Annotated in this window: 12 protein-coding genes, 1 tRNA gene and 2 pseudogenes; 7 read left to right on the top strand and 8 right to left on the bottom strand. The window is 62.7% G+C overall.

Annotated elements, in window-relative coordinates; translation table 11 throughout:
• Positions 1 to 203 precede the first annotated feature (203 nt).
• Entirely contained in the window at positions 204 to 563 is a 360-nt protein-coding gene (gene cpdR / locus V1294_RS36010; protein WP_027539837.1) for a cell cycle two-component system response regulator CpdR, read from the top strand.
• Positions 564 to 699: 136 nt separating this feature from the next.
• A tRNA-Val gene (locus tag V1294_RS36005) sits at positions 700 to 774 on the top strand.
• Between the two features lie 127 nt (positions 775 to 901).
• Here the strand turns inward: V1294_RS36005 and V1294_RS36000 are convergent.
• The 5 genes and pseudogenes from V1294_RS36000 to V1294_RS35980 form a co-directional block, all read right to left on the bottom strand.
• Positions 902 to 2,668, bottom strand: a complete 1,767-nt coding sequence (locus V1294_RS36000; protein ID WP_334503955.1) for an adenylate/guanylate cyclase domain-containing protein — start codon at positions 2,666 to 2,668, stop codon at positions 902 to 904.
• Positions 2,669 to 2,781: 113 nt separating this feature from the next.
• Positions 2,782 to 4,923, bottom strand: a complete 2,142-nt coding sequence (mdoH, locus tag V1294_RS35995) for a glucans biosynthesis glucosyltransferase MdoH (protein ID WP_334503953.1) — start codon at positions 4,921 to 4,923, stop codon at positions 2,782 to 2,784.
• The gene (locus tag V1294_RS35990; RefSeq protein WP_334503951.1) at positions 4,911 to 6,419 is read right to left on the bottom strand and encodes a glucan biosynthesis protein G; all 1,509 of its coding nucleotides are present in this window, start codon (positions 6,417 to 6,419) and stop codon (positions 4,911 to 4,913) included. Before V1294_RS35990 ends, mdoH begins: the two co-directional genes overlap by 13 nt.
• Positions 6,420 to 6,541: 122 nt before the next feature.
• On the bottom strand, positions 6,542 to 7,012 hold the full coding sequence (locus V1294_RS35985; protein WP_334503949.1) for a hypothetical protein: 471 nt from the start codon (positions 7,010 to 7,012) through the stop codon (positions 6,542 to 6,544).
• Between the two features lie 66 nt (positions 7,013 to 7,078).
• Positions 7,079 to 7,819 (bottom strand): annotated as a pseudogene (locus V1294_RS35980) (FAD-binding protein); the annotation flags it as partial.
• Between V1294_RS35980 and V1294_RS35975 the strand changes: the two are divergent.
• Positions 7,807 to 7,959, top strand: a complete 153-nt coding sequence (locus V1294_RS35975; protein WP_334503945.1) for a hypothetical protein — start codon at positions 7,807 to 7,809, stop codon at positions 7,957 to 7,959. The pseudogene V1294_RS35980 and the gene V1294_RS35975 overlap by 13 nt on opposite strands.
• A gap of 113 nt (positions 7,960 to 8,072) precedes the next feature.
• Here V1294_RS35975 and V1294_RS35970 read toward each other — a convergent pair whose 3' ends face one another.
• Positions 8,073 to 8,558: a hypothetical protein gene (locus tag V1294_RS35970; protein ID WP_334503943.1), complete on the bottom strand. Its 486-nt coding sequence runs from the start codon at positions 8,556 to 8,558 to the stop codon at positions 8,073 to 8,075.
• A gap of 215 nt (positions 8,559 to 8,773) precedes the next feature.
• Here V1294_RS35970 and V1294_RS35965 point away from each other — a divergent pair.
• The 3 genes and pseudogenes from V1294_RS35965 to V1294_RS35955 form a co-directional block, all read left to right on the top strand.
• A pseudogene (locus tag V1294_RS35965) lies at positions 8,774 to 9,646 on the top strand (amidohydrolase family protein); the annotation flags it as partial.
• Entirely contained in the window at positions 9,606 to 10,712 is a 1,107-nt protein-coding gene (locus V1294_RS35960; protein WP_334503941.1) for an amidohydrolase family protein, read from the top strand. The pseudogene V1294_RS35965 and the gene V1294_RS35960, both read left to right, overlap by 41 nt.
• A gap of 17 nt (positions 10,713 to 10,729) precedes the next feature.
• Entirely contained in the window at positions 10,730 to 11,143 is a 414-nt protein-coding gene (locus V1294_RS35955) for a Rieske (2Fe-2S) protein (RefSeq protein ID WP_334503940.1), read from the top strand.
• 163 nt (positions 11,144 to 11,306) lie between these two features.
• Here the strand turns inward: V1294_RS35955 and V1294_RS35950 are convergent, their stop codons facing one another.
• Entirely contained in the window at positions 11,307 to 11,756 is a 450-nt protein-coding gene (locus V1294_RS35950; RefSeq protein ID WP_334503939.1) for a hypothetical protein, read from the bottom strand.
• A gap of 163 nt (positions 11,757 to 11,919) precedes the next feature.
• On the bottom strand, positions 11,920 to 12,528 hold the full coding sequence (locus V1294_RS35945) for a TetR/AcrR family transcriptional regulator (protein ID WP_334503937.1): 609 nt from the start codon (positions 12,526 to 12,528) through the stop codon (positions 11,920 to 11,922).
• 104 nt (positions 12,529 to 12,632) lie between these two features.
• On the opposite strand from V1294_RS35945, the gene V1294_RS35940 reads away from it, so the two are divergent.
• The gene (locus tag V1294_RS35940; RefSeq protein ID WP_334503935.1) at positions 12,633 to 13,328 is read left to right on the top strand and encodes a PspA/IM30 family protein; all 696 of its coding nucleotides are present in this window, start codon (positions 12,633 to 12,635) and stop codon (positions 13,326 to 13,328) included.
• Positions 13,329 to 13,349 lie beyond the last annotated feature (21 nt).

The following is a 13,349-nucleotide window of genomic DNA, read 5'->3' as shown; positions in this document are numbered from 1 at the left end:
GCCAAGCGAAAAAAGCCGCCGTTCTCGTGGAAGGTGTCGCAACCGCCCGAAAAGCGCCGCCTTGATCGATCTTGGTACATGCCGCTACAAAAATAGCGCCGCCCGCCATCGCCAAGAAGCCGTTACCTTTTAACTGAAATTTACCCTCTGTCGGGCTTAGTGGGCGGAATGATCCTCCAAGCCGGAAGCGACGACCGACCGCCATGCACAAGATCCTGCTCGCCGAAGACGACAACGACATGCGCCGCTTCCTGGTCAAGGCACTGGAAAATGCCGGGTTTCAGGTCTCACCCCACGATAACGGCATGTCGGCCTATCAGCGGCTGCGCGAGGAGCCGTTCGAGATGCTGCTGACCGATATCGTGATGCCGGAAATGGACGGCATCGAGCTGGCGCGCCGCGCCTCGGAACTCGACCCCGACATCAAGATCATGTTCATCACCGGCTTTGCGGCCGTCGCCCTGAATTCCGATTCGGAAGCGCCCAAGAACGCCAAGGTGCTGGCCAAGCCGGTTCACCTCCGCGAGCTGGTCAGTGAAGTGAACAAGATGCTGGCGGCCTGATTCGGCCTCCTTTTTGGTCCGAAAACACTCCGGAAATTACGTCCAAGCATCCTTGCGGGGGCGCTTCGGAGCCGATATACGGACCCCACCCAATACGATTAAAGCTGGAGCGGGATGATCGATCATCCCATTTCCAGGGCGCGTAGCTCAGCGGGAGAGCACTACCTTGACATGGTAGGGGTCACAGGTTCGATCCCTGTCGCGCCCACCAGCCTTCGCTTGCTTCGCAAGCTACGGCTCGGCAAGCCAAACCGAACTCTATCGTAGCGAAGCAAGCGAAGGCTGCCGCGGCGTAGCCACTTGGCGAAGGCGGGCTTGTGCCGCAAATCGCGCCAACCTCACACCGGCAATCCCGCCTTGAGCAGACCGGCCTCATGCCGCCGGCGGTCGGCCTCATGCTTGTAGTGCTGGGTGGCGAGATAGCTCGTCACCGAGAAGCCCGGTTCGAGCTTCACGACCTCGGCCGCATGCGCCGCAGCCGCAACGCCATTGCCCATCTGCGCGAAGATGGCGGCGAGGAAGGCGTGATGCGTGAAATCGGGCCGCGTGATCCGCGCGAAGGCTTCGGCGGCCTCCGCGTATTTCTCGGCGCAGTAGAACGCGCGGCCGAGGTGATTCCAAAAACGCTCGGGGTGGTAGGGGTTGAGGCGCATCGCCTTTCTGATCCAGTCGATGCCTTCCTCGGGCCGGCCCAGCCAGGTCAGAAACTCGCCTTGCTGTACCACCACAAGGTCGTAATTGGGATTGAGGGCCAGCGCGCGCTCCTGGTGATATGCCGCGCTGTCGTGATCGTCGCGGGTCAAATTCACCGCGGCCAGGATGCGATGAACGTCGCTGTCGTTATCGTCGAGCGCCAGCGCAAGCTGCAACTCGGCGGCCACCTCTTGGAAGGTGGCGTCGCGATCCGCGCACCAGCCATAGACCCATGTCTGGCCCAGCACGCACGCCCTCCAGGCATGGGCGTGCGCATAGTCCGGATCGAGCGCAAGCGCGCGTTCGAGCAGGGCCTGTGCCTCGGCGTTGGCTTCCCGTTGCGAGCGGTGGTGCAGCACCTTGGCGGCCAGGACGTACTCATAGGCCGCCATGTTGTCGGTCCGCTTGCGCTTCGCCCGCTCGTGCGTGGCAGCCTCGACGCGGCCGGGGAGGGTGGCAACGATCGCACCGGTCACTTCGTCCTGAATGGCGAAAATGTCCTCGAGCTTGCGGTCATAGCGTTCCGCCCAGACGTGCCGGTCGGTTTGTGCGTCGATCAGCTGCACGGTGACACGGACGCGATCGCCGACCTTGCGCACGCTTCCCTCGAGCACGTATTCGACATCGAGCTCGCGGGCAATTTCCTGCACCTTCACTGCCTTGCCCTTGTGCACGAAGGTCGAGTTGCGCGAGATGACGAGAAGATCGCGGAAGCGCGACAGCTCGGTGATGATGTCCTCGGTGAGGCCGTCGGCAAAGAATTCCTGCTCCGGGTCGCCGCTCATGTTGACCAGCGGCAGCACCGCGATGGACGGCTTCCTGGTCGCGATGGTCGCTGCCGCGCCGTCCTTGCCGCTCATCGGCGTCTCGGCGGCTTCCGGCTCGAAGCGCACCCGAAAGACGTGGATCGGGCGGGTGATGTTCTTGACGTTCTGGTTGCCGAGATCCTCGAAGGCGATGTCGTCGAGCCGGTCGCCGACCTGATCGCGCACGGCGCCGGAGACGCAGATGCCGCCTGGCTCGGCGAGCACCTCGAGACGCGACGCAACGTTGACGCCGTCGCCGAAGATGTCGTTCTCCTCGATGATGATATCGCCCAGATTGATGCCGATGCGGAATTGGATCCACCGCGCCGGCGACACGTCGGCATTGCGCCGCGCCATCCGCCGCTGCACTTCGGCCGCGCACGACACCGCATCAACGACGCTATGGAATTCCACCAGCATGCCGTCGCCGGTGGTCTTGATGATGCGGCCGCGGTTCTTGGCAATCAAGGGATCGATGAGCTCAAGCCGGTGGGTTTTCAGGCGGGCAAGCGTCCCCGCCTCGTCAACCTCCATCAGCCGGCTGTAGCCGACCATGTCGGCGGCAAGGACCGCAGCGAGTCTTCGCTCGGGTCCAGGCGCGTGCATTTTCGCCTCTCCGGCAAGCAGTCTAGCAGATTTGCTGCGCTGGCCAAGGTTGCTTATCGGATGGCCGCCGAGCCGCGGCTCAATCTGTAGCAGTAGGAGTCTCGATCCGGCAACTATACCGTTTCCGGCAGGGCGAACAGCATTGCGAGAACGGCAGGCGAATTGAGGGCCGCGAGCTTTTCCCGCGCACTGAGAAAGCCCGTCGCATCCTCGAAAGTCTCCGCATCTTCGATTTTGGCGCGTGCGATTGCCAGATTCGCATCGACCTCGCCGCGCTTTCTGGGTTTTGGGGCGGACAGGTTGTTCAGATGCGCCTCGCGCAAGCCGGCGTCGTGGCGCAATTCGTGCAGCGGACAGGCGAGGGGCGAATGTGGCGCGTTGGCGAGTTCATTGGCTCGCTGCAGGACGCGCGGCGGCGCAGTCTGCTCGGGCGTTTTGAACAGTCGCGGCGTCCGGTTTGAACCGGTGGACGACGACAGCATGGCCATCGGAACAGCCAGCAACAGGCCAATGATCACCGGCGTCATCCAAAGCAGCAGCGGCAGCGACACGGCATAGGCACTGATGGCCATGACGACGCCAATCAACGTCGGCACCGAATAGGTGCTGACGATATCGCGGTGCGGGACCGCGCCGTCGTCCCGACGCTGAACCTGCCATCCCGCATCGCGCCCGAACAGGATTTCAGCAACGGCGGACGACTGGAAGATCATCATGATGGGCGCGACCAGGCCCGAAAGAACCGTCTCGGCGATGATGCCCGCGAACACGAGGAGGCTGCCGCCGAACTTCCTTCGCGCCTCGCTATCCCCAAGCAGCACAATGAAGGCCAGCAGCTTTGGCGCGATCAGCATGCCCATCGTGCCGACGAACACCCACGCCGCCAGGATCGGGTCCTGCGCCGGCCAGGTCGGAAACAGCGAATATCCTTTCGGGAAGTATTCGGGCCTGACGAACTGTGCCTGCAGCGATACCAGAATTCCAAACACCAGAAAGATCAGCCAGAGCGGCGCGGTGAGATATGATCCAATTCCGGTCAGCAAATGAAGCCGTGATACCCAGTGAAAGCCGCGCGTCGGCAACAGCGCCAGATGCTGCAGATTGCCCTGGCACCAGCGCCGGTCGCGTGCGACAAAATCCGAAAGCGTGGGCGGAGATTCCTCGTAGCTGCCTCGAAGCGTCGGCGCCATGTGGATGGCCCAGCCGCCGCGCCGCATCAGCGCGGCCTCAATGAAGTCGTGGCTCAGAACATGCCCGCCGAACGGCTTGCGTCCCCCGAGTTCGGGCAGCCCCGCATATTGCGCAAAGGCCCGGACACGAATGATCGCGTTATGTCCCCAGTAATTGCCTTCGGAGCCGTGCCACCATGCAATCCCTGCGGCCAGCATCGGGCCGTACAGCCTTCCTGCGAACTGCTGCCACCGCGCAAACAGCGATCTTGCATTGACGATAACCGGCAACGTCTGAATCAGCGCGACCTTGGGATGCGCCTCCATCGCGGCGGCGAGCCTGACGATGGTGTCGCCGGTCATCAAGCTGTCAGCGTCGAGGATCAGCATGCTCTCATAGCCGGCGCCGAACCGCTTCACCCAGTCCTCGATATTGCCTGATTTGCGCGCGGTGTTCTCGGGGCGATGGCGATAGAAGATCGGAGCCGCGTGGCCGAGGTCCTGTCGAAGTCCAAGAAAACGTTTTTCCTCGGCGATCCAGATCGCGGGATCGGTGGTGTCGCTCAGCACAAACCAGTCGAACTGCGAGCTGTATCCGGTTTCCTCGACCGATTCATAAATCGCGCGCAATCTCGCCAGCACGCGATAGGGATCCTCATTGTAGGTCGGCAGGAGCATTGCGGTCCGGCTGTGGATCGCCGGCAGGGGAATGCCGGGGTCGATGCCGAGCTCGTTTTTCTTCCTCGCCAGCAGCACGAAGAAGCCGGCAAGCGCCGACATGAAGGAAAAGGCAATCCACGCAAACAGCAGCACGAACAGCAGGAGGATGATCGATTCCAGGACCGTGACGCCACCGACCTGGAGAACCCGGTACATCTCGTAACAGCCCGCCGCAGTCAGGATCGCGGTGCCGGTCAGGATGAAACCGCGCCGGATCCACATCGGTGCAAAGTCGGGCGCCGGCGGTGGTTCGAACCGCCGCAATGGCTGCACCGCCATATCGATCGGCGCTTCCCGGGGAAGGAATTCGTGCAGCGGGATATCGCCGGGCCCGGACGCGCCACCGGCTTTCGCTAAGGTGTCCATCGGTAAATCCAGATCTCCGATATCGCTTCATTGTCCTGCATGAGCGATGCGCGGAGTTCGACCGGGGTCTTTTCCTTCAACAGCTCGAAGCTCAACCGCCAACCGCCGGTCGCCGGATTTGGCTGGGTGACGATGTTCTGGATCTTGGCCTTCTCGGCCGTCACGTCCCCGCGCAGCTTTTTCGGATCGACGGATTTCAGTTTCTCGCCGGTCACGTCGAGCACGAAGATCGTGGCGTTGTCGCCTCTCGCGCCGATGCCGGTTCGGGAAAACCGCGCCAATGACGTCGGCTTCGGAGTATCCGGTCCCCAGTGCATACGATAGGTGTAAGTGTGCTCGCCCTTGGCCGGCAACGGAGCTTTGGGAAGCCAGAACGAGGCAATGTTGTCGTGAATTTCTTCCTTGGTCGGGATTTCGAGCAGCTTAACCGCGCCTTCGCCCCAATCGCCGATCGGCTCCGCCCACAGGCTTGGCCGCCGCTCGAAATTGGATTCCAGGTCCTGAAAGGCGGAAAAATCCTTCTGGCGCTGCATCAGGCCGAAGCCGCGCGGGTTGAGGTCGGAAAACGAGGAAACCTGCAAATCCCTCGGATTATGCAGCGGCCGCCACAGCTCCTCGCCGCGGCCGTTGAAGACGGCAAGGCCATCTGAATCGTGAACTGCGGGGCGGAAGTCCTCGACGTCCTTGCGGTCGTTCGGTCCGAAGAAGAACATGCTGGTCATCGGCGCGAGGCCTGCATGAGTTAGATCCACGCGCGGATAGATCGCCATCTCCACATCGAACACCGTGGTGTCGCCGGGCCGGATGGTGAAACGATAGGCCGCGGCGGCGCTCTCGCTGTCGAGCAGCGCATGCACGACGATGGAATTGGCGCCTGCTGCCGGCTTCTCGATCCAGAACGTCTTGAAGAATGGAAACTCTTCGCCTTTGGCTTCGCCGGTGTTGATCGAAAGACCGCGTGCCGAAAGTCCGTAGAGTTGGCCCTTGGCCACCGCGCGGAAATAGCTCGCGCCGAGAAACACACAGACCTCGTCATAATAGTCGGGCTTGTTGATCGGCGCATGCAGCCGGAAGCCGGCAAAGCCGAGGTCTACCGCCGGGCCCGGCGGCGTGAGTTCGCCGAACGAAAACAGATCGGGCTGGTAGGGGATTTTCGTCGCCTGGCCGTCCTTCACCTCGAAGATGTCGACCCGGTTCTTGTAGAAGAACCCGCGATGGAAGAACTGCGCCTCGAAGGGCAATTTTTCGCCGCGCCAGAGCGCGCGTTCCGGCAAGAACCGGATCGCGCGATAATGGTCGTAATCGACGTTGGCGAGATTATCGGGCAACTTCTCGCTCGGCGCCTTGTACGGCTTGCTGGCGAGATCCCGCGCCATTTGCCGGACGATGGATCGATCGAACGGCGCCGGCTGGGCATGTGCGGCGGACAGAAGCCCGGGCGCCACGCCGGTTACCAACGGCAACGCGGAAGCAGCGAGGAAATTCCTGCGATTCACGAACAACCTCGCGGTTACTAACGACGACCCCTCGGCAACGCAGTGACACCCCGACGGTTCCTCACTTCGGAACAGAACTGCCGTTTTTCCAGGTTGCCTAAAATCCGGTCATGCGGACCGTGCTAGCTTCGCAATGTGTGGCTTATCCGGGTGACCACGCCATCCCACTGGCGTTTTTCCGCAACGGGATAATTGATCATCACGCAGTCCATGGTGCCGTTGCCGCGGTTGCAGCGGTTGTACCAGATCCGGTCGTTGCGAATGCTGGACACGACAAAGAAATCAGACGTGATCCGTTTGTAGATGATGCCGGCAGGCGGCCGCTTCTTGGCCAGGAACGTGGCGGGTGAATCGTTGTCGGGATTGGGAACGGACTGCACAGTGAGATCCGCGCGATTGTCGTTGGTGAAAAAGCGCCGTCCTGTTCCGCCTTCCGGTTGTCCGGCATCCCGGGTGAAGATCGAGACCGGCATGTCGACGCTGGTCCCGGTGCTTGGGATCTCGTAGCGCCGCCATTCCGCGTCGCCGGCAAAGGCGAGCGGCGGAAGGAAGATCAACAGGGCGAGAGCAGCAGACAAGCGCGACGCACGCATTGAACGATCTCCGGTTCGATTCGAGATAATCGAATCGATCGATGTTCGTTCCAGCTCCCGACATTTCTAGGGCGCAGCTTTGTCGCTGATATGCTTGCCTGCGATATATCCAAATGTCAGCGCGGGTCCGAGCGTGATGCCGGCGCCGGGATAATTGCCGCCCATGATGCTCGCCATGTCGTTGCCGGCGGCATAGAGGCCTGTGATCGGCTGGCCGTGTTCGTCCAGCGCACGGGCGTGTTCGTCGGTCCTGATGCCGGCATAGGTGCCGAGATCGCCGATCACCATTTTGATCGCGTAGAATGGCCCGTCCTTGATCGGGGCGACGCAGGGGTTCGGGCCGTGCAGCGCATCGCCCTGATAGCGGTTATAGGCGCGCGAGCCCTTGCCGAAGGCGGGATCGCGGCCTTCCGCGGCTGGGGCATTGAACTCGGCGATCGTCGCCTCGAGCCCTTGCCGGTCGATGCCGGTGCGGTCGGCGAGTTCGGCGAGCGTGGTGCCGCGCTTGAGATAGCCGGTCGCGAGATGATGGCGCAGCGGCATCGGAAACGGTGGCACGCATCCAAGGCCGTACTTTCGGAGCGCGCGGTGATCGCACAGGAGATACGCGGTGATCTCTTCGCCCGGCTTCGCCGCCTTCACCATCGCCTGCACGAAGTCGTGGTACGAATTGCCTTCATTGGCAAAGCGCTTGCCGTCGCGCATCACGGCGATGACGCCGGGCTTGGCGCGGTCGATGAAATGCGGCATCACGCCCTTGCTGCCGTCCTTGCGCTCGGTGATCGAGACATGCAGTGGACGTGCTGCGCCACGGCCGCGGCATGACGCTGACCAACGGCAATGCGCTCGCAGGCCGCCTCGCCAAATCGGCGTTCGACCTGAAAATTCCGCTGTGGCTGTCCATTCCGGCGCAGCCCGAGCCGACCACCAGCACGTCGCATTCGTAAGTTTCCTGTTCGTTGCCTGCCACGCGATCTGTCCTGCTTGCTTATTCTTGGTCGGGCATTTGGGTTGGGATCGACCGGCCTGTCAATCACGCGGCAATGGTGCCTGCTTCCCTTCAATTCCCCGTCTCGAAGGAGCACGTCGCGCCGCCGCCGGCCTTCTGCCTGATCTCGGCCGGGTCGAGCGTGCAGTTGAGCTTCGAGAGGCTTTCGAACACTGATCCGGCAGCGCCGTCGGCGGGAATGCCGGCCATGGCTTCGGTCGCAAAGATCTCGCTGGCCCGCCGCCCTGTTACGGTTTGCTTGTTGCCCTTGAAGGTCAGTTCGCAGGAGCGCGCGGTGATGTCGACATTGCTGACGCGGCAGACGATCTTGTCCGCGGTAACCGAAATCTTCTTGGCGTAACGCACGCCGCTCTGTCCGACGAATAATGCGCTGACGGCTTCGCGTTCATCCGCCGTCAGCAGCGGCGAATACAGCGCCACGACGCCGGCCAGCGCCAGAGCTGCCGGTCCGCTGGCCGTTGCCGGTGCGGCGGAGGCGGTGGAAGCGCCGGCGGTAAGAAGCGAGACGACGACAACCGCCAGCCTGCCGGATTTCATTTTCATCTCCCTGCGTGATGCGCGCTCGCATTCCGTACCACGGCAGGCTTGCTTCGCCAGTGGCGAATATTTCGCGTCGCGAACGGCAGGCTCGATGCGCTGTGCAGTTCGGGCAGGGCGGCCCCCCAAGTTATGCGCTTGCGCCGCCTTCGCATCGGCGGCACATTTGCGGGCGCGACGCCAAGATCGCCGAGACGAAAACCCGAGGAAGCTCCATGGCGGCCACGCGGATCGACTGCGATATTCATCCCGCGGTGGACGGAACCCGCACCACGCTGCTGCCCTATCTCGACGACCACTGGAAAGAGCAGGTGGTCAGCCGCGCCATCGACGGCCTCGACCTCAACTCCTATCCGCCCAACATGCCGTTCTCGGGCCGCGCCGACTGGCGGCCGGTCAATGGCAAGCCGGGCAGCGAGCTTGCGATGGTGCAGCGCGGCGCGTTCGACCAGCTCGGTTCGAGCCACGCGATCTGCAACGTCGTCTATGGCGCGCAGGCGGTGTTCGATTCCTATATGGCGGCCGGCTTCTGCAAGGCGATCAACGACTGGATCGCCGCCGAATGGCTTTCAAAAGATCCGCGGCTGAGCGCCTCGATCGTGGTGCCCTTGCAGGCGCCTGATCTGGCGGTGGAGGAAATCGAGCGCAGAGCCGGCGACAACCGCTTCGTCTCCGTGCTGGTGCTGGCGCAGGGCGAAACGCTGCTCGGACGACGGCATTACTGGCCGGTCTGGCAAGCGGCCGCGAAGCACAAGCTGCCGGTCGCGATCCATGCCGGCAGCGCCTACCGCACCGCGCCGAGTTCGATCGGCTGGCCGTCCTATCGCTACGAATATTATCTGGCCGAAGCGCAGGCGTTTCAGGCCCAGATATTGAGCCTGATCTATGAAGGCGTGTTCGGCAAATTCCCTGATCTCAAAGTGGTGCTGATGGAATCAGGCGTGAGCTGGCTGCCGGCCTTCATGTGGCGCGCCAACAAGACCTGGCGCGGCGTGCGCGTCGAGGTGCCGTGGGTCGAGCGCGAACCGGCGTCGATCATCCGCGATCATGTTCGCGTACCGCCCTATCCTTGCCGAGGAAGAATCCGCCAGGAGCCGGCTGCGCATCATCGATTGCGACGTGCATCCGAGCATTCATGCGCACAGCGACCTCGATCAGTTCCTCCCAAAACGTTGGCAGCAGCATCTGCGCACCTATGGCAGCCATCTGCGCACGCCCTATATCGGCACCACGCCGTATCCGCGCTCCTCGCCGCTGATCGCGCGCCGCGACGCCTGGCCGCCGACCGGCGGGCCGCCGGGCTCGGATCTCGATTTCATGCGCAAGCAGCATCTCGATCCGCTCGATATCGAGTACGGCATTTTGCAGGTGCTCGATCTCTTCATCTTCTCGCAGCAGAACCTGGAATTCGGCGCCGCGATTCAGCGCGCCATCAATGACTGGCAGCTCGCGTTCTGGTCCGACCGCGATCCGCGGCTGAAGGCCTCGATCCTCGCCGGCCAGGACGATACGCAGTTCGCGATCGCCGAGATTGAGCGCTGCGCAAAAATTGGCCGCTATGTGCAGATCAATGTCTGCCCGCGCGCCAACGAGCCGCTCGGCCGCCGCCGCTACTGGCCGATCTACGCACGCGCGCAAGAGCTCGGCCTGCCGCTCGGCATTCACGTCGGCGGCTATGGCGGGCATGCGCCGACCGGCGGCGGCTGGCCGTCTTATTATGTCGAGGAACACCAGTCGAACGCGCACACCATGGCGGCGCAGCTCACCAGCCTCGTGCTCGAAGGCGTGCCGGAACGCTTCCCTGATCTCAAGATCGTGTTCATCGAAGGTGGATTTGGCTGGATCCCGTCGGCCACCTGGCGGATGGATCGGCATTTCGAGGCGTTCCGCAGCGAGGTGCCGCATCTGAAGCGCCGCCCGTCCGAGTATGTGAAAGAGCATTTCTGGTTCACGACGCAGCCGATCGACGAGCCCGATGAAGGCAAGCATCTGCGCTCGCTGATCGAGTGGGTCGGCGCCGATCGCCTGCTGTTCTCGTCGGATTATCCGCACTGGGATTTCGACGATCCGCGCTTTGCCTTCAAGACGCCACTGAGCGAGACCGAGCGCCGGAAAATCTTCAACGGCAATGCCCGCGCGCTCTACAAGCTCTGAGCGACGACAAGGATAACATGGCCCGTCACATCGTCGCCCGCACGTCCGACATCCCGCCCGGCGGCAACAAGGTGTTCGGCGTCGACGGCCGCGACATCGTCGTGTTCCACGTCAATGGCGAGTTCTTCGCGCTGCTCAATCGCTGCCCGCACGAAGGCGCGCCGCTGGAAAAGGCCGCCTGCGTCGCGCGGCTGACCTCGCCGGAGCCCGGCGTCTACCAGCGCTCGCGCGTCGGCGAGCTGTTGCGTTGCCCGTGGCACGGCTGGGAATTCGACATGCGCAACGGACAATCGTATTTCGATCCGAAGCGCGTCAAGGTCCGCTCCTATCCTGTCGCGGTCGAAAGCGGCGAAGCACTGCAGAAGGGGCCTTACGTCGCCGAGACGTTTCCGGTGCTTGTCGAGGACAGCTATGTCATCATCGAGACCTGAGCCACATCGGTTCTGATTGAATCAGAGCTGGGCTCTGATGTTCTGACGCGCTTTTCCTTGCGGTACCCACCTTCAGATCAAGTCGCATGCTTCGCCCGAAACGCGATGGCGGCGATCTCAGTGCGAGATTGCACCGAGATCATTTGACGCCGCCAACACGGCCTCAACCGCAGACCTGAACGGGCTGCCGCCGCCAGCCATGCCTGGTGTGCACGCGGCGTTGAACCACATAGCAGCCGCCGTCATTGTAATAGGCGTAGGGGTCGTAGGCGTAATCATTGTAGTAGCCATACGGGTAGAAGCCGTAGCCTAGCCCCGAGCCGTACACGAAGCGGCGTCCATAACCGCCATGGAATCCGCGACCGAAGCCGCCATTGTGGAAACCACCGGCGAAACCGCCGCCGTGGAAACCTCCACCGTGGAAGCCGCCACCACCAAAGCCTCCGCCATGGAAGCCGCCGCCACCCATGCCGCCACCATGGAAGCCGCCACCACCACCAAAGCCGCCGCCATGACCGCCTCCACCTCCGCCGCCGCGCGCCAACGCCATTGTCGGTGAGGCCAGGCCGACCAACGCAACTGCCCCCAACGCGATTACCAGCTTTCGAAACATGATCATTCTCCGTCAGAAAGGTTGCTCCCAACCAGGACACTTCGTCAGGTGGCGACGATTGCGAGGAATCACCATTCGTTTGGAGCGATCGGCTATTCAACTCCGTGCGAGACTGGCTAAATTTTGATTCATGAGGCGCGGTGCGCGCGAGCTTCGTCGAAACTCAATCATGCATCGCCGTCAGCCCATCGACCATCGCTCCAACGATGATCGCAATCTCCTCGCGCAACGCTTCGACCGGCACCGCGATCAGCTTCTGTTCGAGGCCGAGCAGCACCATGCCGTGCGCGGCGGAGAAAAGACTGCGCGCCGTCACGCCGAGCTCCGCCGGCGAACGGTTTGGAAACAGCGCGGCGAGCGGACGATAGATATGGCGGAACAGAGCCATCTGCTCGCTGATCGCCCATTCCGGAACAGGTTTGCCCGGCGCCATCCGGTGTTCGAACAGCGCGCGCCACAGTTCGAGATTTTCCGCGGCGAAATTGCAATAGGCGACCGCGATGCGCACCAGCGTTTCGCGAGGGGAGGCGGGGCCATCGCTTTCAGCGGTTGTCAGCGCGGCGTCGAGCCGCCCAAGCGTGCGCGATCCCACCCGCAGGATCAGTTCGTCCATATCCTCGACGAGATTATAGACCGCGCCGTTGGCGACGCCGATTTCCCGCGCCAGCTCCCGCGTCTTCAGGCCGGCCAATCCGCCCGCGGAGATGCTTCGCTCCGCCGCCAGGATCAGTTCCTCCCGGAATTTTGCTCGTCTTTCCATTGCTTTAGACATTATTTACCAATTTCTTGAGCGATGCTCAAAATAGTTCTTGAGCAATGCTCATGTTGGTGCTACAACTGAATCATGAGCGATGCTCATAACACAGGGAGTTACCAATGTTCAAAACTGTTTTGACGCTCTTCCGGAGCAGCGTGGCTGCCGCGGGAGAAGAACTGGAAGACCGCTCGGCACTTCTCATTCTCGACCAGCAGATGCGTGACGCGGCCGCGGCCGTCGAACGTTCCAAGCGCACGCTGGCGCTGGCGATCGCAGGCGACCAGCAGGAAGGCCGCCGTCTCGACGCCACCAACGCCCGGATCGCCGATCTCGAAGTCCGCGCCACCGCAGCGCTCGATGGCGGCCGGGAAGATCTCGCCCGCGAAGCGGCACAGGCGATTGCCAATCTCGAGGCCGACCGCGATGCCGCGATGACTGCGCGGACGCTGTTCGCGTCTGAAATCACGCGCATGAAGCGGCAGGTCGCCAATGCCGAAGCCCGGATCACCGAGCTTGATCGTGGCCGTCGCATCGCCCGCGCGTCGGAAGCGGTTCGTGCGCTTCGCCGGGGCGGCATCGAAGCCGCGCGTCCCTACGAATCCACGCTGCCGGAAGCGGAGAACACGCTGAAGCGGCTGCGTGAACGCCAGATCGAGGCCCAGGCCGCTTCTGACGCCCTGATCGAACTCGATGCCGCGAGCGGTCCGCTGGCGACCGCCGAGAAGCTCGCCGAACAGGGCTTTGGCCCTCGGCTGAAATCAACCGCGGACGACGTGCTCGCGCGGCTGAACGCCAAACGCACGCAGGCTGCCTGAAACTGAATTTGATCGATTTAA

Origin of the sequence: Bradyrhizobium sp. AZCC 1678, from assembly GCF_036924765.1 — a bacterium.
Lineage (GTDB): Bacteria > Pseudomonadota > Alphaproteobacteria > Rhizobiales > Xanthobacteraceae > Bradyrhizobium > Bradyrhizobium algeriense.
This window is presented reverse-complemented; position numbering and strand designations above follow the sequence as displayed.

Coding starts and splice junctions, on each gene's coding strand:
- V1294_RS35950 (WP_334503939.1), bottom strand. CDS start 11,756: ATGTTTCGAAAGCTGGTAATCGCGTTGGGGGCAGTTGCGTTGGTCGGC.
- V1294_RS36000 (WP_334503955.1), bottom strand. CDS start 2,668: ATGCACGCGCCTGGACCCGAGCGAAGACTCGCTGCGGTCCTTGCCGCC.
- V1294_RS35945 (WP_334503937.1), bottom strand. CDS start 12,528: ATGTCTAAAGCAATGGAAAGACGAGCAAAATTCCGGGAGGAACTGATC.
- V1294_RS35970 (WP_334503943.1), bottom strand. CDS start 8,558: ATGAAATCCGGCAGGCTGGCGGTTGTCGTCGTCTCGCTTCTTACCGCC.
- V1294_RS35960 (WP_334503941.1), top strand. CDS start 9,606: ATGTTCGCGTACCGCCCTATCCTTGCCGAGGAAGAATCCGCCAGGAGC.
- V1294_RS35955 (WP_334503940.1), top strand. CDS start 10,730: ATGGCCCGTCACATCGTCGCCCGCACGTCCGACATCCCGCCCGGCGGC.
- mdoH (WP_334503953.1), bottom strand. CDS start 4,923: ATGGACACCTTAGCGAAAGCCGGTGGCGCGTCCGGGCCCGGCGATATC.
- cpdR (WP_027539837.1), top strand. CDS start 204: ATGCACAAGATCCTGCTCGCCGAAGACGACAACGACATGCGCCGCTTC.
- V1294_RS35985 (WP_334503949.1), bottom strand. CDS start 7,012: ATGCGTGCGTCGCGCTTGTCTGCTGCTCTCGCCCTGTTGATCTTCCTT.
- V1294_RS35940 (WP_334503935.1), top strand. CDS start 12,633: ATGTTCAAAACTGTTTTGACGCTCTTCCGGAGCAGCGTGGCTGCCGCG.